General features: G+C 38.9%; 21 protein-coding genes. 14 read left to right on the forward strand and 7 right to left on the reverse strand.

Annotated elements, in window-relative coordinates:
• A partial coding sequence (locus ACFVT8_RS16895; RefSeq protein WP_387083651.1) for a hypothetical protein occupies positions 1 to 303 on the reverse strand: 303 nt, incomplete at its 3' end.
• Positions 304 to 458: 155 nt separating this feature from the next.
• Here ACFVT8_RS16895 and ACFVT8_RS16900 point away from each other — a divergent pair.
• Complete coding sequence (locus ACFVT8_RS16900) at positions 459 to 830, forward strand: HesB/IscA family protein (RefSeq protein ID WP_387083652.1); 372 nt, start codon at positions 459 to 461, stop codon at positions 828 to 830.
• 302 nt (positions 831 to 1,132) lie between these two features.
• On the opposite strand, the gene ACFVT8_RS16905 is transcribed toward ACFVT8_RS16900, so the two are convergent.
• On the reverse strand, positions 1,133 to 1,624 hold the full coding sequence (locus tag ACFVT8_RS16905; RefSeq protein WP_387083653.1) for a CarD family transcriptional regulator: 492 nt from the start codon (positions 1,622 to 1,624) through the stop codon (positions 1,133 to 1,135).
• A gap of 144 nt (positions 1,625 to 1,768) precedes the next feature.
• Here ACFVT8_RS16905 and ACFVT8_RS16910 point away from each other — a divergent pair, with 144 nt between their 5' ends.
• A complete protein-coding gene (locus ACFVT8_RS16910; protein WP_387083654.1) occupies positions 1,769 to 2,212 on the forward strand; it encodes a MarR family winged helix-turn-helix transcriptional regulator in 444 nt (147 codons plus the stop codon).
• 427 nt (positions 2,213 to 2,639) lie between these two features.
• Here the strand turns inward: ACFVT8_RS16910 and ACFVT8_RS16915 are convergent, their stop codons facing one another.
• The gene (locus ACFVT8_RS16915; RefSeq protein ID WP_387083655.1) at positions 2,640 to 3,191 is read right to left on the reverse strand and encodes a hypothetical protein; all 552 of its coding nucleotides are present in this window, start codon (positions 3,189 to 3,191) and stop codon (positions 2,640 to 2,642) included.
• A gap of 181 nt (positions 3,192 to 3,372) precedes the next feature.
• Here ACFVT8_RS16915 and ACFVT8_RS16920 point away from each other — a divergent pair, with 181 nt between their 5' ends.
• The 5 genes from ACFVT8_RS16920 to ACFVT8_RS16940 all read left to right on the forward strand — a co-directional run bounded on the left by ACFVT8_RS16920 (position 3,373) and on the right by ACFVT8_RS16940 (position 8,991).
• Positions 3,373 to 3,870: an NUDIX hydrolase gene (locus ACFVT8_RS16920; protein WP_387083656.1), complete on the forward strand. Its 498-nt coding sequence runs from the start codon at positions 3,373 to 3,375 to the stop codon at positions 3,868 to 3,870.
• Between the two features lie 23 nt (positions 3,871 to 3,893).
• Positions 3,894 to 5,645 carry a LytS/YhcK type 5TM receptor domain-containing protein gene (locus ACFVT8_RS16925; protein ID WP_387083715.1) on the forward strand — a complete coding sequence of 584 codons (1,752 nt, stop codon included), beginning with the start codon at positions 3,894 to 3,896 and terminating at the stop codon, positions 5,643 to 5,645.
• Between the two features lie 4 nt (positions 5,646 to 5,649).
• The gene (locus tag ACFVT8_RS16930) at positions 5,650 to 6,396 is read left to right on the forward strand and encodes a LytR/AlgR family response regulator transcription factor (RefSeq protein ID WP_387083657.1); all 747 of its coding nucleotides are present in this window, start codon (positions 5,650 to 5,652) and stop codon (positions 6,394 to 6,396) included.
• A gap of 118 nt (positions 6,397 to 6,514) precedes the next feature.
• Complete coding sequence (cstA, locus tag ACFVT8_RS16935) at positions 6,515 to 8,308, forward strand: carbon starvation protein CstA (protein ID WP_387083658.1); 1,794 nt, start codon at positions 6,515 to 6,517, stop codon at positions 8,306 to 8,308.
• 353 nt (positions 8,309 to 8,661) lie between these two features.
• On the forward strand, positions 8,662 to 8,991 hold the full coding sequence (locus tag ACFVT8_RS16940; protein WP_387083659.1) for a YuiB family protein: 330 nt from the start codon (positions 8,662 to 8,664) through the stop codon (positions 8,989 to 8,991).
• 180 nt (positions 8,992 to 9,171) lie between these two features.
• Here ACFVT8_RS16940 and ACFVT8_RS16945 read toward each other — a convergent pair whose 3' ends face one another.
• Positions 9,172 to 9,654, reverse strand: coding sequence for a divergent PAP2 family protein (locus tag ACFVT8_RS16945; protein ID WP_387083660.1), 483 nt, complete (start codon positions 9,652 to 9,654; stop codon positions 9,172 to 9,174).
• A gap of 113 nt (positions 9,655 to 9,767) precedes the next feature.
• On the opposite strand from ACFVT8_RS16945, the gene ACFVT8_RS16950 reads away from it, so the two are divergent.
• The 7 genes from ACFVT8_RS16950 to cysI all read left to right on the forward strand — a co-directional run bounded on the left by ACFVT8_RS16950 (position 9,768) and on the right by cysI (position 17,474).
• Positions 9,768 to 11,276 (forward strand): leucyl aminopeptidase, encoded by a 1,509-nt coding sequence (locus tag ACFVT8_RS16950; RefSeq protein WP_387083661.1) that lies wholly within the window; start codon positions 9,768 to 9,770, stop codon positions 11,274 to 11,276.
• Between the two features lie 68 nt (positions 11,277 to 11,344).
• Positions 11,345 to 11,557, forward strand: coding sequence for a hypothetical protein (locus tag ACFVT8_RS16955; protein WP_387083662.1), 213 nt, complete (start codon positions 11,345 to 11,347; stop codon positions 11,555 to 11,557).
• A 269-nt stretch (positions 11,558 to 11,826) separates the two neighbouring features.
• Complete coding sequence (gene cobA, locus ACFVT8_RS16960; protein WP_387083663.1) at positions 11,827 to 12,603, forward strand: uroporphyrinogen-III C-methyltransferase; 777 nt, start codon at positions 11,827 to 11,829, stop codon at positions 12,601 to 12,603.
• A gap of 12 nt (positions 12,604 to 12,615) precedes the next feature.
• On the forward strand, positions 12,616 to 13,356 hold the full coding sequence (locus tag ACFVT8_RS16965; RefSeq protein ID WP_387083664.1) for a sirohydrochlorin chelatase: 741 nt from the start codon (positions 12,616 to 12,618) through the stop codon (positions 13,354 to 13,356).
• On the forward strand, positions 13,356 to 13,505 hold the full coding sequence (locus ACFVT8_RS16970; protein WP_370042262.1) for a YezD family protein: 150 nt from the start codon (positions 13,356 to 13,358) through the stop codon (positions 13,503 to 13,505). The genes ACFVT8_RS16965 and ACFVT8_RS16970 overlap by 1 nt, the downstream gene beginning before the upstream one ends.
• Positions 13,506 to 13,565: 60 nt before the next feature.
• Positions 13,566 to 15,353, forward strand: coding sequence for an assimilatory sulfite reductase (NADPH) flavoprotein subunit (locus ACFVT8_RS16975; RefSeq protein WP_387083665.1), 1,788 nt, complete (start codon positions 13,566 to 13,568; stop codon positions 15,351 to 15,353).
• A gap of 399 nt (positions 15,354 to 15,752) precedes the next feature.
• Entirely contained in the window at positions 15,753 to 17,474 is a 1,722-nt protein-coding gene (gene cysI, locus ACFVT8_RS16980) for an assimilatory sulfite reductase (NADPH) hemoprotein subunit (protein ID WP_387083666.1), read from the forward strand.
• Positions 17,475 to 17,799: 325 nt separating this feature from the next.
• Here the strand turns inward: cysI and ACFVT8_RS16985 are convergent, their stop codons facing one another.
• From ACFVT8_RS16985 to cysT, 3 genes are read right to left on the reverse strand one after another with little or no spacing between them, the layout of a single operon-like run.
• On the reverse strand, positions 17,800 to 18,870 hold the full coding sequence (locus ACFVT8_RS16985) for a sulfate/molybdate ABC transporter ATP-binding protein (protein ID WP_387083667.1): 1,071 nt from the start codon (positions 18,868 to 18,870) through the stop codon (positions 17,800 to 17,802).
• A 14-nt stretch (positions 18,871 to 18,884) separates the two neighbouring features.
• Complete coding sequence (gene cysW / locus ACFVT8_RS16990) at positions 18,885 to 19,757, reverse strand: sulfate ABC transporter permease subunit CysW (protein WP_387083668.1); 873 nt, start codon at positions 19,755 to 19,757, stop codon at positions 18,885 to 18,887.
• Between the two features lie 9 nt (positions 19,758 to 19,766).
• Positions 19,767 to 20,600, reverse strand: a complete 834-nt coding sequence (gene cysT / locus ACFVT8_RS16995; RefSeq protein ID WP_387083669.1) for a sulfate ABC transporter permease subunit CysT — start codon at positions 20,598 to 20,600, stop codon at positions 19,767 to 19,769.
• Positions 20,601 to 20,606: the final 6 nt, after the last annotated feature.

Below are 20,606 nucleotides of genomic sequence, written 5' to 3' on the forward strand. Positions count from 1 at the left end.
GTACCCCAGAAAAGTGATCGGGTAAGGCCCGGAAGTGATCAGGTACCCCAGAAAAGTGATCGGGTAAGGCCCGGAAGTGATCAGGTACCCCAGAAAAGTGATCGGGTAAGGCCCGGAAGTGATCAGGTACCCCTGAAAAGTGATCGTGTAAGCCCCAGAAGTGATCAGGTAAGGCCCGGAAGTGATCAGGTGCCCCAGAAAAGTGATCGGGTAAGGCCCGGAAGTGATCAGGTACCCCTGAAAAGTGATCGGATAAGCCCGGAAGTGATCGGGTATCCCAGAAAAGTAATCGGATAAGCCCAAGAAGTCACCTTGCCACCCAATCAACTACTGAGCATATGTTTTAACAAATGTCATCCTTAACTATTGCTAATTAACTAAAATTCTGTTGAAGCTGAATGTTTGTCATACAATAGTCAAAATTGATATGATAATAAGTAAGAAGGAAGGTGATTGGGATGACAAGTAAGCAAGTAATTGAAATTACTGAGGCGGCTGTCTTTCATATTAATGGAATGATGGAGCACAATGAAGAGCAAGGTTCGTTTTTACGTGTAGTTGTTAATGGAGGCGGATGCAGTGGCCTATCATACGGCATGCATTTTGATAAAGAGAAAAAAGAAGATGATTTTGAAGATGTACAGCATGGTTTAACAATTCTTGTTTCCCGTGAAGATGCGCCGATTTTAATGGGGACAAAAATTGACTATAAGCAATCACTAATGGGTGGTGGCTTCACGATCGACAATCCAAATGCGATCGCATCATGCGGCTGTGGCACGTCTTTCAAAACGGCGAAACGTGAAGGTACGCCTGAGATTTGTGATTAAAAAATAAACATAAAGCTCATTAGTAATGGGATCTAATAATAAGCTTCTTTGATTTATGATGTTGTCAAACATGATAAATGAAGGAGGCTTTTTTTATGACTTTTTATAAGAAAAAAACGTACAGAATAGGTCGGTTTTTTGATATTGAGAAGGCTTTAGTATTAATAGAGAATGGAGGTTTTAAACACGAATTATTACATTGCTTAAACAATGAAGCAGAATCTTTTTGTATATCTTTTTAATAAGAAATAAGCCACGATTATTTCTAATCGTGGCCTTACTACTGTACCGATAATTCGTAATTAGTGAAGCTGTGTTAATACATAATCATAAATTTCATCGGAAGATTTATTTAGAGCTATGGAAAACTCTGAAAAGATAGTATCCTGTAAAGATTGCAGTATTTTTTCTTCCTGGTTAGGGAATTTTTTTTCATTGGTCTTATATTCGAGCTTTTTTCGTAACAATGTGTTTAAAAGCTTTGCTTGTTTTTGGCGATTGCCGGATTTAATGATTTCTAAATGAAATCTCATTCGATGTGTATTTTGTTCAATCCATTCCACACCAGGTGATGTGAATGAATGTAAAATACTTAGGGCTTCTTCTTTTTTTATAATATCTCTAAGCTGCTTTTTGGAATTGTCAATAGGGGTACGAATGATTAATTGTGGTTCATTTAGTGGTTGTAAAACGTAATAAGATCTAGTAATGTCGTTAAAGGTTTGTTCACAAATATCTTCAATAGAACAAAGTCCATGTGATGAGTAAATGACTACATCGCCAATGTTATACATATATATCCCCTCCAACAAACTATATTGTCAACTAAGTTGACTAAATTTATTGTAAGCAATTAAATGATTTTTGTCAACTTAGTTGACGATTGCTGCTGTTTTTTGTATATTAGTAACGAAAAAAATGAAATGAAGGTGAACTAGTTGAAGGACGAATTGCAGAATCGAGATGTCATTGATTTGCTGAGCGAACGTCACGAACTACTTCGAAGACTTGCGGAAGAGAAGTGGAATAAGCATAACGATATTTATATTTCAAATTCGGAATGGTATATTCTGGGTATTGTTAATAAAAAGCAACTTACGATTTCAGATGTAGCTAAAAATGTTAAATTTTCAAGACAAGCAACCCATAAAATAATTAAGAGTTTGGAAGTTAAAGGGTTGGTAACGGTTATGAGTGTCGAACATAGTAAAAAACATAAAGCTATTCGTATGACTGAATTTGGTGAAGACTGCTTTGAAAAAAATCAATACTGTAAAGCAGAAATAGAAAAACAACTGGTCAATACAATTGGAGAAGATCAGGTCATCCGATTAAAAAATATATTAACGCTTAATTGGGATATGGAGCAGCTGGAAGCGTAAGTATTCGTTGCTTAGGAATGGAAATTTTCGGAACACAACTTATAACATGAAAAGGTAGATTACAGTCTTAAGCCACTTTCGTTCTATTCGAAAGTGGCTTTTTTTAACTTTTTTCAGCAAAAGACACCTGTAGCTGACGCTTCGCTTTTGCTACAGAAGATAATTGCTGAAAGAAGTTAAAGCCTCCGGCGGATGTCACGGAATCGGAAGGGAGTTCTTAGGGGATATTAGCCTAAAACCATCGCATCCATGCGATAACGGCTAATTAATCTGCATCGGTGCTGTGTTGCTGACGCTTCGCTTTCGCACAGACAAAGAGACGTTGCTGTCGCTGCGTTAGCACTACGCTTTCGCGCAGAAAACATCTGCAGGCCTAAGCACAAAGCCGATTCCGGACGCAATTATGCCGGGGCATAATTGATAATCGTTACTTTGCCTTCTCGCGTTCTATAAATATTGCGCCATTTTCATTTGCTAAATTGTAAATAGCGCTTTTTTCCTCTGGGCCAAATTGTCCGTTTTCTTCAATGACAAACTTTTCGTTATTTTTCGTTTGGAAATAAAAAGTGCCTACTGTACCTATTTCATACTCATAAATGACTTCCTTAATATCCTGCCATTCATATGTAGTTTTATGGAGATATTCTTTGAAAACAATTCGTGTATTCTGTATAGCGATATAACTTAAAAGAGAAAAATAGCCTAAAACCAGACCGCTCACAATTGTTATAATCGTAATCAGATAGGTATATTTATTTCTTTTGAAACCAAGTAAGATCAACGTTAAAATGATTAGTGTAATTGCTAGGAAAAGCATAGTGAAGTTGCTTATTGGATTGATCAGCACGATATTATCACTACTATAATAAAACGTTTGGGAAACAGTAAGGGGCAACATGAAAACAATTACGGGCGATAGTAAAAGTAACGCTATCGCAAAAATAAAAAGCTTTCCATTAGGTGATAATTCGTTTAACATAAAACTCTCTCCTCTAAATAGAGTGAATATTCTATATTTTAAATAGTGTAACATATTTACAAAATTGGCGTACATGTATACTTTATGTTTGAGAGTGAGGAGTAACCATAAAATTCTGAATTAATACTTCTATATATGGAAAATTGCCCGTTATAATAGTGATATAGAGGTGAAGATGATTATGAAAAAAGACAGAGGAAAAGTTTGGTTAGGTGTTGCAGGAGTTACAGTAAATGAGTTAGGACAATGGCTAGTTGTCAAAAAGGCATATAGCGGATTAAAGGGAAGATGGTCATTGCCAGCTGGTTTTGTCAATGCTGGTGAAACAGTAGATGAGGCTGTTGTTCGCGAATTAAAGGAAGAAACGGGTATTGATTGCTACGTATCAGGCTTAATTGGTTTTCGAACGGGTGTGATTCGTGGTGACATTAGTGATAATATGGCTATATTTTATTGTCGGATGAAAGATGAGCAGCAGAAGATTTGCATTCAGGAAAATGAAATATTGGAAGCGAAGTGGATGTATCCAAAGGAGCTCGCTCAGGATGAAATGACATCAGTGATGTTAAAGGAAATGGCATCTAATCAATTTGAAAAGCATCAATTAGAGGGGATTGAAGGCATTAATCCTGGAGATGTCTTCGGTTATTCTTCTTATAAATTGTTCTTTAAAAAATAGAGTGATAGAGGGGGAAACCTATGATGGAGCTATTTTTATTTATGCTAGAGCGAGTAGGGCTAATCATTGTGTTTGCCTTTTTAATGTCAAGATGGCGCCTCTTTCGGGGAGTGCTTTTTCAGGATCAAGGGGTTAAGGAAAAAGTTTGGCTCATTGTTATCTTTAGTGCTTTAAGTATAGTTAGTAGCTATACAGGGATAAAAATTGAAAGTGGGTCCATTAATCCTTTAAATCAAATGATACATAGCTCTATAAATGCAGAGGAGGCCATTGCGAATACGAGGCTAATTGGCGTAGCGATTGCTGGTATTTTTGGTGGGCCACTTGTTGGTGTTAGCGTGGGGGTTATTGCAGGGATTCATCGTATTACCCTTGGCGGTTTTACAGCGGTTGCCTGTGGTGTTTCTACAATACTAGCAGGATTCATCACTGGTAGTTTAAGTAAGCAATTAAAAATACGTCAAACCTTCTCCTATAAAAAAGCTGTTATCATCGGAATTTGTGCAGAGACTTTACAAATGATTGTTATTTTACTTGTGGCAAAACCATTTGAACAAGCTTTGCAATTAGTTTCTTTAATAGCGCTACCGATGATTTTTATGAACGCCTTTGGGATTTTAATATTTTTCATTATTATTAAAACTTTTATTGATGAGGAAGAGCGCACAAAAGCATTACAAACACACCATGCTTTTTCTATTGCCCAACAAACAATTGAACATTTTCGTAAAGGGTTAAACGAAGAATCTTGCCGAACGGTTGCAGAAATTATTAAAAGAGAGATCGAGGTTGATGCAGTCGCGATTACGGATACAAATGGAATCTTAGCACATGCAGGAGTGGGCGAGGACCATCATGTCATCCATCAAGAAATAATGACGGCTTTAACGAAACGGGTATTAGTAGAAGGACGAATTATTACAGCGACGTCCGCAAAAGAAATCAATTGTCCACATGAAGATTGTCCGTTAAGTGCTGCGATTGTTTTACCATTAAAAGTACAGCATAAAACGGTAGGTACATTAAAGCTATATTTTAACAATGTTTCTTCATTAACAGGGGCGAAAAAGGAGCTTGCTGAGGGCCTCAGTCGACTATTTTCCTCGCAGCTTGAATATGCTGAAATTGAGCAGCAAAGAAAGCTATTAAAGGATGCCGAAATTAAAGCGCTACAAGCACAGGTTCATCCTCATTTCTTTTTTAATAGTCTCAATACTATTTCAAGTTTGATTCGAACGGATGCTGATGAGGCTAGAGCATTATTGATAAAGCTTAGTACATTTTTTAGGAGTAATTTGCAGGGAGCTCGTCAAATGCTGATTCCGTTAAAAAATGAAATTGACCACGTGGAGGCTTATTTGTCGATTGAACAAACGAGGTTTCCGAACCGCTATGATGTCCAATTTAACTTGGATGAAACACTTTTTGACGTACAAATTCCCCCATTTACTTTACAGCCACTTGTTGAAAATGCCATTTATCATGCCTTTAAAAATCGTAAGGAAGGCAAAATTGACGTCAAGGTGCAACGAATCAATAATATGCTATTGCTGTCAACAGAGGATAATGGTTGTGGGATGAGAAAAGAGCAGGTAAAACAGCTTGGCAAAACGATCATGCAATCCGAGCAAGGAACAGGGACAGCGTTATGGAATATTTATCAACGTATTCATGAAATTTATGGAGCTGAGGCAGATTTTCACATTTCAAGTACGTTAGATGTTGGCACGAAAATTATGATCCAGCTGCCGTTAAAAGCTACAAGATGGGAGTAGAGAAATGTTAAATGTCTATATTGTAGATGATGAACCGTTAGCAAGGGCTGAATTGCGATATTTATTGGAGCAAACAAAGTTAGTTCAAATCATTGGTGAATCGGAGGATTTGGAGGACATACTGCAGGACCCACAGTTTGAGCAGATTGATTGTGTGTTTTTAGATATTCAGCTAGGTGTAAATAATGGCCTTGAATTAGCAAAACAGCTACAACAAAACATACTTAAACCTGAAATTATTTTTGCTACTGCTTATGATGAGTATGCACTCCAGGCATTCGAAGTGAACGCTTTTGATTATATTTTGAAACCGTTTGAGCAAGAGCGTGTACAAAGAGCAGTTGAGAGGCTAGTGGCCAAAAGAAGAGCAACACAGACTAAAACGATGGAAAAATTAAAGCATTTACAATTGGACAAGCTTGATAAATTAACAGTTTATGTGAATGATCGAATTTTACTTATAAAAATACAGGAAATTTTATATTGTACATCTGAAGATAGTAAGACGATTGTTGTTACTGAGAAAGGGAGATATTTTGCTTCAGAGTCGTTAGCTACTTTGGAGAAAAAGCTTACTTTAAAAGGTTTTGTGCGTGTTCATCGGGCATTTATCGTCAACTTAGAACATATTGAAGAACTGGAGCCTTGGAGCAGTACTAAATACAATTTGATTTTGCATAATAGACATTCGATACCTGTCAGCAGGCTTTATATGAAGGATGTGCGAAAGATCTTTCAGCTATCAAAATAACTGCATTTCAACAGTAGAAAACACCCTTTCAACTTAAAATTCTGACATTTCGGTGAATTTCTTGAATAATTGGTTAGTTCATTTGCTATGATGTGGAAAAAGTAAAAGGAGTGATGAGATGAATGCGATTACAATTGTAATAGGTTCTATTTGTGTGCTGATGATTAGCTATCGTTTGTATGGCATATTTTTCACAAAAAAAGTACTTAAAATAAAAGATGATACGCCCACCCCAGCACATGCTTTGGAGGATGGTAAAGATTATGTTCCGACGAATAAATGGGTAACATTTGGGCATCATTTTGCAGCGATTGCAGCGGCTGGACCGTTAGTCGGGCCTATTTTAGCTGCACAATTTGGATATTTGCCAGGGCTCCTTTGGTTGTTAATTGGAGCAGTAATCGGTGGTGCAGTACATGATGCGGTAGTGTTATTCGCTTCTATGCGCCATGGAGGAAAGTCGTTATCAGAGGTTATGAAGAAGGAGTTAGGACCTGTTGCGGGATTCTGTACAGGCCTTGCAATGCTTTTCATTATTACTATTACAATGGCCGGGCTATCGATGGTTGTCCTTGGTGCGTTAGAGCGAAATCCATGGGGAACTTTTGCGGTAGGGATTACGATTCCAATTGCAATGCTTGTTGGTATTGCTTATCGTAAAACAGGAAATTTAATTGTTACGTCGACAGTTGGCTTTATTTTGTTAATGGTTGGTGTATTTATTGGACCAATGATTCAAGGGACAGCATTTGGTGATTTTTTAACGTTTGACCGTAATACTTTAGCTATTATACTACCAATCTATGCATTTTTTGCGGCGGCATTACCTGTTTGGCTTTTATTAGCGCCGCGTGATTATTTAAGTAGTTTCATGAAAATTGGCGTGTTTATTGCGTTAATCATCGGGGTCTTTTTCGTGAACCCAATCATTCAATTCCCGCCAATTACAGAGTTTATTCATGGTGGTGGCCCAGTAATTGCTGGTCCTGTATGGCCATTCGTCTCTATTACAATTGCTTGCGGGGCTATTTCTGGCTTCCATGCGTTTGTAGGTTCTGGGACAACTCCGAAAATGATTGATCGCTGGGAAGATATTCGCATCGTTGGGTTTGGTGCTATGCTCGTAGAATCTTTAGTAGGGGTAATGGCTTTAATTGCAGCAACGGCCCTTCATCCTGCAGATTATTTTGCGATTAATTCAGCTCCAGCAGTCTTCGCTACATTAGGAATGGAGCCGGTTCATTTACATGCATTAGCAGAAAGAATTGGGATGGATTTAGAAGGACGCACAGGTGGAGCTGTAACGCTAGCAGTCGGGATGACTGATATTTTCACGGGGATTCCTTGGTTTGCCGAATTGTCTTCATATTTCTATCAATTCGTTATTATGTTCGAAGCGGTCTTTATTTTAACGGCTATTGATGCTGGGACACGTGTAGCGCGCTATTTAATCCAAGATTTTGGTGGCAATGTATACAAGCCTCTGAAGCGTACAAATTGGCTTCCAGGTACTATATTTGCAAGTGCACTGGCATGTTTTATGTGGGGCTATTTATTGTACTCAGGAGATATCAGTTCGATATGGGTATTATTTGGCGTATCGAACCAGTTAATGGCGACAATTGGTTTAGTATGTGGTGTAACAATGGTCTTAAAAGTTGCTGATAAGCGAATTTACGCCTTAACATGCTTTATCCCATTAGCCTATTTATATGTCACTGTAAATGTAGCGGGCTATTGGATGATTAAAAATGTTTATTGGAATACAGAGGCTGCTGGTTACAATGTGTTAAATGGTGTATTGTCGGTCATTATGTTAACTTTAGGCTTAATAATTGTGATAGCGGCCTTTAAAAAATGGGCAGAGCTTTGGAAGTCGCCAAAGTATTTATTATCACAAACAGCTTCATAGTGAAAAGCGAGAAACTATTGAAAATTAGTTGTATACTAGTTTTCAATAGTTTTTTATTGGCTAATCATCAAGAGGTGTGGATGACTTTTGATAAAACGTCTATTATGTAAATAAGTTGATTGGAGTGGAGGCTGGGCGACTCCTCGGGGATTAGCGTCACAGATGAGACCCTGCAGCGAAGCGAAGCGGCTCATCGGACGCCCCCAGGAAAGCGCCCAGTCGGAACGGAAATCAACCCCACGTTATGGTGAGGATTCCTAAATATGACGAACAAGCGAAATCAAGGATATGCTCATTGAAAGCGCTGTAGTAATCATGTAAACTAATGAGAGGAAAACGGAGGTTATACATACATGGATGGTCCAGTTTCATTAGTACAGTTAATCATTTCAATTGTGTTATTTTTTGTCATGTTCTTTGGTATCGGATTTTTATTGAATATGCTTCTGCGAATGACATGGTTAATGGCGATAGTGTATCCAATTGTTGTTATCTTTATTGTCGATGATGTAAGCTTTTTTGATTATATTTTCAAGCCAGGTTCCGCATTCCCAGCACTTTTAGATAAGTTACAAGCACTGCAATTTGTAGATATTTCGATCTTATCTGGTGGCTTTGCCGGTTCAATTGTTGCGGGAATTGTCATGATTTATTTGCGTAAAAGTGGATATCGAATGTTTTAACTTCTTTCAGCGGATGCTTGGCCATCCGCTGATTTTTTTATGCATGTTTCCGATAGATCTTGAAAAGTTTCCCATAAAATCACAAAAGATTCCGATAAACCGTGAAATGTTTCCGATAAATCACAAAAGTGTTCCGATAAACAAAAAAACACAGCCTCAACATGAGGCTGTGTCTATATTTCACAAAATAAATTGGTATGTGATGATGGCGATAAAAACGCCCGTTAATGCCCCGAAAAATACCTCGCTCCGTTTATGGCCTAGCAATGTTTTTAGCTCTTCCATTTTTTCTTGCCCATCCATTTGTGGCCATTTTTTCAAATCATAAAGCAATGTTTGAAAGTCCTTACGCAATTGATTTAATACGGCTGCATGTTGACCTGCCTGATAGCGTACGCCACTCGCGTCATACATGACGATAAATGAAAACATAGCGGCTACGGCAAATATGGGGGAATCTAATCCTGTTTCATAGGCAATAGAGGTTGTTAGTCCTGTTACGGAAGCGGAGTGTGAACTCGGCATACCCCCGGTGGAAGTAAATAATCCCCAGTTAATCTTTTTTGTCATTAAAAAATGAATAGGGATTTTTACAAATTGTGCAAAGAGAACTGCAAAAAGGGCAACGAGTAAAGGGGTATTTTGAAGTAAACTCATAATCATCACAACCTTCACTTATAATTGCTTTTATTATAACATTCATTATTTTCTAAAAGCCAAATATTACGCGTTTTCTGAAACTTAGGTATAATAAATATTGAATGGAGGAATATAGCATGCATATTGTAAAAGAAGCAAAAACATTTGAAACAGTTTCTACTGAAGTGTTAGTAGTAGGAGTCTCTAAACATCGTGAGCAAATGCAGGATTGGGCAAGCTTTTCATCATTTTACGGAGAATCTCTTGATGCGTGGATTGGTACAGGAGATGTATCTACTGAGCTAAAAAATATTACGAAATTGCCATTCTTGAAGGGTCACGCAAGTCTTAAGCGCATTTTATTTGTTGGTTTAGATGAGCGTAAAAACTTAACAGAAGGCGATGTTCGAGCGGCATTTGGATTGGTTGGCAAGGAACTAAGAGCATTAAGGGTTAAAGAATATTCAATTTGGCTTGAGTCTTTTACGACAGAGTCGATTACTGTAACAGATGTTGCATATTTAGCTGGTGAAGGATTAGGTCTTGGTTATTATTCAATTCCTCATTACAAAACAACATCAAATGTAATAGAAAAATATATTGACGCAGTTCATCTTGTAACAACTGCTGATGATTTAGACGAAGTGGTAGCAAGCTTTGAAGTTGGTGCTATTTATGCAAATGCAGTAAATGAAGCACGTAGCTTAATTAATTTACCACCAAACTTATTGACAGCGACAGACTTAGCTAATTACGCAGAATCCCTTGCAGTCGAGTACAATTTTGAAGTAGAAATTTTAGATAAAGCACAATTAGAGGAGCTCGGTATGGGCGGTATTTTATGTGTTAATCAGGGCTCCCATGAAGAACCTCGTTTAATCACATTAAAATATAAAGCGACTGAAGATTTTGATGATCCAATTGGTCTTGTCGGCAAAGGGGTTACGTATGATACAGGTGGCTATTCCTTAAAGCCGAGAGATGCAATGGTAGGCATGAAGGGCGATATGGGCGGTGCGGCAGCAGTCCTAGGTGCCATGAAAATCATCGGTGAATTACGTCCTAATAAAAATGTCGTAGCAGTTATTGGTTCTACCGATAATATGGTATCTGGCACTGCATTTAAGCCGGATGATGTCATTACGACATATAGCGGTAAGACGGTAGAAGTTTTAAATACTGATGCGGAAGGACGTTTAGTATTAGCAGACGCTACTACATATGCTAAACAACAAGGAGCTACTTCTCTGATCGATGTTGCAACGTTAACAGGTGGAGTGATTACAGCACTTGGTATGGATAAAACAGGTGCACTTTCTAATGACGATGACTTTTTTGCTGCTTTCATGGAAGCTGCACAAGAGACTGATGAATTTGTATGGCGCATGCCTTTAACAGAAAATGATAAAAAACGAATTCGTAAATCAGACGTCGCTGATTTAAATAACTCTCCTGGTCGTGATGGGCACATGATTTTTGGAGGAGGCTTCGTTGGTGAGTTTGTTGGTGATACACCATGGATTCACTTAGATATTGCGGGAACGTCAGATGCGATTGCTGTACATGATTTAGGTCCAAAAGGTGGTACAGGAGTAATGGTACGTACACTAGCAAATTTTGTGCAACGTTTGGGAGAAGAAAAATAGAATAGGCAATAGACATGTGATAAATGCATCCTCCTACATAAGATAGAATAAAAAAAGGGAGGAAGCTTATGACATTCTTCGGAGGTTTTCCAGGAGGCTTTATGCCAGTAGGTGGGCCGTTTTTCCGACCACCATTTTTCGGACCACCGTTTTTTGGACCGCCATTTTTCGGACCACCATTTTTCCGACCACCATTTTTCGGACCGCCGTTTTTCAGACCCCCGTTTTTCGGACCGGGTTTCAGACCAGGTCCACCATTTAGAGGTCCTCGTAGATTTTAATTCAAATAAGATAGATCTCAGAAAAACCAGATGTCAGCAAGTGACACCTGGTTTTTTCTTTAATTAAGTAAATAAAATAAATATCATATTCTAGGCATTAAATAAACTGTTGACAGAATATACTATATTATATATTATTCTTATTATATTACTAAGAATTAAATACGTAGCTGACTAGCAAACTAGAGGCTCAAATTATTCACAGACATTGCTCTGCCTATGAATGATTTGAGTCTTTTTTTCTATCTGACAAGAGGGAGTGAAATCAAATGGGAAAAGTTTTTATAGTGGGTGCTGGTCCTGGCGATGTGGATCTTATCACTGTAAAAGGATTGCGGTGTATCGAATGTGCAGATGTTATCTTGTATGACAGACTGATCAATAAGAATCTACTATCCTATGCCAAACAAGAGGCTAAGCTCATCTTTTGCGGTAAGCTACCTCAGCAGCATGCCATGATTCAAGAGCAAATTAATCATTCACTTGTCAGCTATGCGCAGCAAGGATTGATTGTGACGAGATTAAAGGGAGGCGACCCATTCGTGTTTGGAAGGGGGGCTGAGGAAGCAGAGGTGCTAGCTCAGCATAATATTCCATTTGAAATTGTGCCTGGCATTACTTCAGGGATAGCAGCTCCTGCCTATGCAGGGATTCCTGTTACACATCGTGATTTAAGCTCAAGTTTTGCAGTGGTCACTGGACATATGAGAGAGGGCAAAGATGATGCCATTCGATGGGAAAGCCTTGCAAAAGGGATTGATACAATTGCTATTTATATGGGGGTTGGTAACCTCCCCTATATCCGTCAGCAGCTACTTAAGTATGGCCGTGATCAAGAAACACCAATAGCTCTCATTCATTGGGGTACATTTTCTCAACAAAAAACGGTCACAGGTACTTTAGCTAATATTGAAGAACTAGTGCAGCGAGAAAATATTCAAAATCCAAGCGTAATTGTAGTAGGGAAAGTTGTGACTTTGAGAGAAACAATTAAATGGTTCGAGCAAAACATTCCACAGCCACAATTGGCAGAAATTTCTGTATAAGGATGTGGGGTCATGCAAGCCATTTTATATATCGCTCATGGAAGTAGAGTAAAAGCAGGAGTAGAGCAAGCCATATCCTTTCTAAAGAGTGTACAACAGGAGATTGAAATTCCGATTCAAGAAATAAGTTTTTTAGAACTCGCGACACCAACAATTGCTGAAGGTATAGCAAGCTGTATTAACCAAGGGGCTACAGCTATAGCCATCGTGCCTATTTTATTGCTAGCTGCTCAACATGCCAAGCACGATATTCCAAGAGAGATTGATCAAGCAAAAAAACAGCATCCACAAGTGCGATTTACATACGGTGAGCCACTTGGTGTACATGAACTATTAATTGATACACTACAGGCTAGAATTTTAGAAGCAAGGATATCTTTTAGCAATGCAAGTGTTTTACTTATAGGTCGTGGTAGTAGTGATCCAGAAGTAAAGAGGGATTTAGCCAAAATTGCGGCAAGATTACGTGATAAATATGCTTATGAAGCTGTAGACACATGTTTTTTATATGGAATGGGTCCTACGTTTGAAGAGTGGTTACAGCAAGAGAAGAATAGGACCAATCAAGTATTTATAGTGCCGTATTTGTTGTTTACTGGGATATTGCGCCAAAGCATAACAAAGCGATTACAAGATTGCGAGAATAAGAACGTTATATTATGTGAAAGTTTAGGCTATGACGACAATGTAAGGAAAGTTTTAGTGGAACGTATTTATCAATTATTAAGATTTACTAAGGAAGGTGTTTTGTAATGATAGATAAAAGAACTGAAAATGTAAATCTAGCATTAGATAATGTTCGCCAAATTTTAAATACTGTGAACCACGGATCAATTACATTGATTGTACAAAATTCCTATGTGGTCCAAATTGAAAAGAAGGAAAAAATCCGACTTCGATAAAAACGTTTTTGTCAGACAAATTAAGAGTAGAAAATGATACGAATACGTGAGGTGGCAAGATTGAAACTGCAAGTAGTAAATAGTCCATTTAATGAGGAGCAGGTAAAGCTGTTAAATGAGCTGCTTCCTAAACTAACAGGAGAACAGAGGGTGTGGTTAAACGGCTATTTAAGTGCACCACTAGCAACTATTGATGCTGTTGTCGAAGAAGCAACGCCGATAGTAAAAACAAACACCAAGACAGTGACGATTTTATATGGTTCACAAACAGGCAATAGCCAGGGGTTAGCTGAAAAATATGCCTCAGCCTTGAAGGATAACGATGTGGATGTAACCATTGCATCGTTAGCGACGTTTAAACCAAATAATTTAAAAAAGGTAACGAATCTTTTGCTCATCGTTAGCACGCATGGGGAAGGGGATCCGCCTGATCAAGCGATACAGTTTTACGATTTTTTGCATAGTAAGCGTGCTCCTAAGTTAGAGCATCTTCATTATTCTGTGCTAGCCTTAGGAGATAGTTCTTATGAATTTTTCTGTAAAACAGGAAAGGATTTTGATGAGCAACTTGCAAAATTAGGGGCAACTCTAATCGTCCCTCGCACAGATTGTGATGTAGATTATGATGACACAGCAGCACAATGGTTCTCTGCTGTTCAGCAGAAGTTGTTGCAACAGACCGATATAGCTGCTACATCGACTACAGAAAATCAGACAGCACAAGGAGACACTACATATTCTCGTAAAAATCCGTTCTATGCAGAAGTACTTGAAAACATTAATTTAAACGGCCGCGGATCAAATAAAGAAACACGCCATATTGAATTATCCATCGAAGGTGCAAGTTTCCATTTCGAACCAGGAGATAGTATCGGTATTCAACCAGATAATGATGAAAAGCTAGTAGATGCTTTAATCACAGCGTTACAGTTTGATCCACAAGCTAATGTAAACGTCTTCGAAGAAACGCTACCATTAAAGGATGCATTACAAAAGAAACTAGAAATTACTGTATTGTCAAAGCCGTTGTTAAAAAAAATTGGTGCCTATACGGTCCATCAGGAATTTACAAAGCTACTTGAAGACTCTAATTCCTGGAAGGACTATGCAAAAGGAAGAGATTTACTTGACGTTGTGCAAGATTATGCACCATTTATATGGGATGCGCAACAATTTGTAGATTTACTACGTAAAATTCCCGCACGTCTATATTCCATTGCTAGTAGTCAAAAGGCGAATAGTGAAGAAGTGCATTTAACAATTGGGAAAGTAAGCTATGAGACGAATGGACGACAACGTCTTGGTGTTTGCTCCGGAAGTGTGGCAGAACGTATTCAAATTGGAGATACACTACCGATATATGTTCATAAAAATCCAAACTTCAGATTACCAGAGCATGAGGACACACCGATTATTATGATTGGTGCAGGTACAGGTGTAGCCCCGTATCGTGCATTTTTGGAGGAACGTGAGGAATTAGGCGTCGAAGGAAAAGCGTGGCTAATTTTGGGTGATCAACATTTTGTCACAGACTTTCTTTATCAAACGGATTGGCAGCGTTGGCTTGCTGCAGGCACGCTCAGTCAAATGCATGTAGCCTTCTCACGTGATACAGATAGAAAAATATATGTTCAACATAAAATTGAGGAAAATGCTGTCGCCTTTTATGAATGGCTAGAGCAAGGAGCTGTCATTTACGTCTGTGGCGATGAAAAATCGATGGCTGCTGATGTTGATGCAACAATACTTCACGTTATTGAACAACAGGGACAAAAAACGCCAGAGGAAGCGAAGGCCTTTGTCCAAGAGTTAAAACAGCAGAAACGCTATCAACGTGACATCTATTAACTTCTTTCAGCAAATGCCTTATGTAGCGAAAGGGAAAGCGGCAGGTACAGAAGTCTCCTACCTCTATAGGTGAAGGGATGAATGCAGTTTTAAGTCACTTTTCAGCGGGTGTCCAAACATCGGCTGAAATAGAGGAACTCAGTCTAAGAACGCCACGTCCTGTGGCAACGACTGAGTGACCAACATCTTGTTGACTCAAAGCCTCCGGCGGATGTCACGGAATCGGAAAGGAGTTCGATGTTAGCCTAAAATCATCGCATCCATGCGATAACGGCTAACTGACCTGTATCACGCAGGCCTAAGCACAAAGCCGATTCCGGACGCATTGTTTATCTGCGCGAAAGCGAAGCGACAGCGGCAATTATGCCGAGGCATAATTGATTAAAGGAGCGATAACAAATGACAGGAAAAATTATTCTACCTCCACAACCAGGGAAGCCTAGTGATGTAGAACGTATTAAAACCGACAGTAATTATCTACGCGGAACATTAGAGCGGACGATGAACAATCCATTAAGCTCAGGTATTCCAGAAGATGATAATCGTCTAATGAAGTTCCATGGTAGTTATTTACAAGACGACCGCGATCTTCGTAATGAACGTCAGCGTCAAAAGCTTGAGCCTGCCTATCAATTTATGGTGCGTGTACGTACACCAGGCGGAGCAGCTACTCCAGCACAGTGGCTAGTAATGGATGAAATGGCAAGAAAATATGGTAACGGCTCCTTAAAATTAACGACACGTCAGGCATTCCAAGTACACGGCATTTTAAAATGGAACGTCAAAAAATATATGCAGGAAATTAATGAGGTGTTATTAGATTCACTTGCTGCCTGCGGAGATGTGAATCGTAATGTCATGTGTAATGTGAATCCCAACCAATCCGCATTACATGAGGAAATCTATAATTGGTCTGCCAAATTAAGTGAGCATTTATTACCTAGAACACGAGCTTACCATGAACTATGGCTAGATGGTGAAAAGGTAGTTGATACTCAGGATGAAGAAATTGAACCTATATACGGTGCGCAATATTTACCACGAAAATTTAAAATTGGTATTGCTGTTCCGCCAAGTAATGATGTGGACGTATTCTCACAAGATATAGGACTTATTGCAATTGTTGAGGAGGATAAGCTAATAGGCTTTAACGTAGCAGTTGGCGGAGGAATGGGCATGACACATGGCGATCATGAAACATACCCACAGCTTGCTCGTATAATTGGCTTTATCACACCTGATAAATTGCTGGAAACGGCGGAGAAAATTATTACGATTCAGCGTGATTATGGGAATCGTTCGGTTCGTAAAAATGCACGTTTTAAATATACAATTGATGCAAGAGGACTTGAATGGTTTAACGAAGAACTAACACGTCGTCTAGGTTGGGATATTCAAGAGGCTCGTCCATTTACCTTTAATCGTACAGGTGATGAGTTTGGCTGGATTAAAGGTGCAGAAGGCCAATGGCATTATACATTATTTATTCAAAATGGTCGTATTAAGGACTTTGAAAATTATGAGTTACTAACAGGACTACGTGAAATTGCGAAGGTGCATACGGGTGATTTCCGCTTAACACCAAACCAAAATTTAATGATTAGTAATGTAACGCCGCAAAAGAAGAAAAAAATCGCTGCTATTATTGAGCAATATAAGCTTACAGATGGAGCAAACTATTCTGCTTTGCGTCGTAATTCGATTGCTTGCGTATCGTTGCCAACATGTGGTTTAGCCATGGCTGAAGCGGAGCGTTACCTGCCTTCTCTTATTACAAAAATTGAAACAATTATTGATGAAGCAGACTTAAATGATACAGAAATCGTTATTCGCATGTCAGGCTGTCCAAATGGTTGCTCCCGTGCAGCAATGGGTGAGATTGGCTTTATCGGTAAAGGTCCAGGGAAATATAATATGTATTTAGGAGCAAGCTTTACTGGCAATCGTCTCAATAAAATCTATCGTGAAAATATAGGTGAAGAGGAGATATTAGCGGAGCTTCGTCCAATTCTACTCCACTATTCGAAGGAACGTTTAGATGGCGAACATTTCGGTGATTTTGTTATTCGTGCGGGTTATGTAACAGCTGTTCACGACGGACGAGATTTTCATCATAAATAAATAATAGCCCTGTAGCATATTTTCACTGCTACAGGGCTTGTGTTGTTGTGTCCTATTAAATAAAGTCCGGGTCTTCGGCAAAATGAGGGGTTGATTTCCGTTCCGACTGGGCGCTTTGTAGCTGTCGCTTTGCTTTCGCTACAGAAAACATTTGTTGCTGACGCTTCGCTTTCGCGCAGATAAAACAATGTTGTTGTGTGACTAGTAGCCTAGAACGAAAATCATCATCATTTAAAGCGGCAGAACAACATTTCGCAATATTTCCTTGATCATATTGTTTTTCAACCCTAAGAGCCGTGTAGCAGAAATTTGCTACACGGCTTTTTTAAATGGAAAAATCTTCGGGGATAAAGACTTTTAATTGCTTTGGTTTGACAAATACATGGTCACCAACCTTAAGCTGCAGATTAGTAAATTGTTCTTTAGTCAGTTCTGCCTCTAAAAATTCATCTATATCTTCACGACGTAGCTCGATCTGCACGATAGGTCCGAGCAAATGAATATGGCTTACTTTGACAGGGACGGTGCCACGTACGTTAGTTCTCTCAATATGAATATCATGGGGACGTACATAGCCTACTGCATGATCCTCTGTATGTTCCTGTACGTCAGGTACATCAATAGCTAATTCACCATGCATGAGCTTACCTTTATGTAACCGTCCTTTAAAGATATTCACGTTACCTAAAAAATCATAAACAAAAGGACTCTTTGGGTTTGTGTATACGTCGTCTGGGCTACCAATTTGCTCTATCTTGCCGTTATTCATCACGACAATTCGGTCTGCAACATCAAGTGCCTCTTCCTGATCGTGTGTGACAAAAATGCTTGTAATATGAAAATCATTGTGAAGCTTTCGTAGCCAACGACGCAATTCCTTGCGCACTTTAGCATCCAGTGCTCCAAAAGGTTCATCTAATAAAAGCACCTTGGGCTCCACGGCGAGGGCTCTAGCAAGTGCAACACGCTGACGTTGCCCACCTGAAAGCTGAGTTGGGTAACGGTCATAAAAATTTTCTAGTTTGACGAGTCGTAAAAGCTCCATCACTTTGTCCTTTATTTCTAATTTAGAAGGTCTTGTTTTACGGGGGCGTACTTTAAGACCGTAAGCGACATTATCAAAAACTGTCATATGGCGAAAAAGCGCATAATGCTGGAATACAAAGCCTACATTTCGCTCCTTTGGATGGCGGTCTTTCATCGATTGACCGTCAAATAAAATCTCGCCAACATCTGACGTTTCAAGCCCAGCAATAACGCGTAGTAAAGAAGTTTTGCCAGAACCAGATGGACCGAGAAGTGCAACCAGTTCCCCCGATTGAATATGAAGTGAAACATCTTCTAAAGCTTGAAAGGAACCAAATTTTTTAGATACATTATTTATTTGAATGCTCATGTTGACAATACCTCCTATGACTTTGATTTCCAAGCAACAATATCTTTAACGATAAGTGTAATAATGGCGATCACGCTCATCAGTGAAGCAACGGCAAAGGCTGCCGCAAAATGGTACTCATTGTATAAAATTTCAATATGAAGGGGCATCGTATTTGTCATTCCTCGAATATGCCCTGATACAACAGAAACGGCACCAAATTCCCCGATTGCCCGAGCATTACATAGTATAAGGCCGTACAGTAAACCCCATTTGATATTTGGCAATGTCACATGCCAAAATGTTTTAAAACCACTGGCACCAAGTGAAATGGACGCTTCCTCTTCCGAAATACCTTGTGTCTGCATAAGAGGAATGAGCTCCCGTGCAACAAAGGGCAACGTAACAAAGACAGTAGCAAGGACAATACCAGGTAGCGCAAAAACAATTTTAATGTCATGTTCAAATAGCCAATCCCCAAATAGTCCTTGTGAGCCAAATAACAAAATAAACACTAAACCGGCAATAACAGGAGATACTGCAAAAGGAAGATCGACGATTGTAAGTAATAGGTTTTTTCCTTTAAAGTTGAACTTTGTTAAAGCCCAAGCAGCCATAACCCCAAAGATCGCGTTTAATGGTACTGCAATCGCTACAACTGTTAAGGTTAACTTAATAGCTGCCAATGCATCAGGATGTGTGATAGCTGCAATGTATACGTCTACTCCTTTTTGAAAGGCGGTGAAAAAAATTGATACAAGTGGAAGCACAATAAACAACGCTAAAAAAGCTAATGCAATAAATGTTAGCGTATATCGGACAAAGCGTGGATCTTGTAAGGCAACAGACTTTGTCACTGCATTCTTTTTCTGAGGTGCAACTTGCTGTATAAATGTAGACTGTTCCATAAATACCTCCTAATGTATAAAGCGACGATTTGTGAGCCATTGTATGAAATTAATGCTAAATAATAAGATGAAGGACGTGACAAGCATTACTACTGCAATAGCGGTTGCACCAGCATAGTCATATTGTTCAAGCTTAGTCATAATAATTAATGGTGTAATTTCAGTCTTCATCGGCATATTACCGGCGATAAAAACAACAGAACCATATTCCCCCAGTGCACGTGCAAATGCTAATGAAAACCCTGTTAAAATTGCTGGAGCAAGTTCTGGCAATATCACTTTACTGAAAGTTTGTAAACGAGTTGCTCCAAGGCTTGCAGAGGCTTCCTCAATCTCAACACTAATATTTTGTAAAACAGGCTGCACAGTACGGACGACAAACGGTAGACCGATAAATGTTAGAGCAATAATGATACCTAGGGGTGTAAAGACAATTTTGAAACTAAAAAATTGACCAATCCAACCATTTGGTGCATAGAGTGATGTTAAGGCAATGCCTGCTACAGCGGTAGGTAAGGCAAATGGTAAATCGACAAGTCCATCAATGATTCGTTTAAACGGAAAGCGGTATCGTACAAGTACCCAAGCAATGATTGTGCCAAAAATAACATTTAGTAAACCAGCAACGAGTGCAGTACCGAAACTTACCTTATAGGAAGCAACAGAACGAGGGGCGGTCACAATATCAATAAACTCTGCCCAGCTTAAGGACATTGTATGAATAATAATCATCGATAGTGGCAATAAGACTAGTAAGCTAACATATAACATCGTAAAGCCAAGAGTGAGGTGAAAACCTGGAATAATGCGGCGTGTTTTTTTATTAACCGTTAAACTACTCATGACATG

This window comes from Lysinibacillus sp. NPDC058147 (genome assembly GCF_042884205.1).
GTDB lineage: Bacteria > Bacillota > Bacilli > Bacillales_A > Planococcaceae > Lysinibacillus.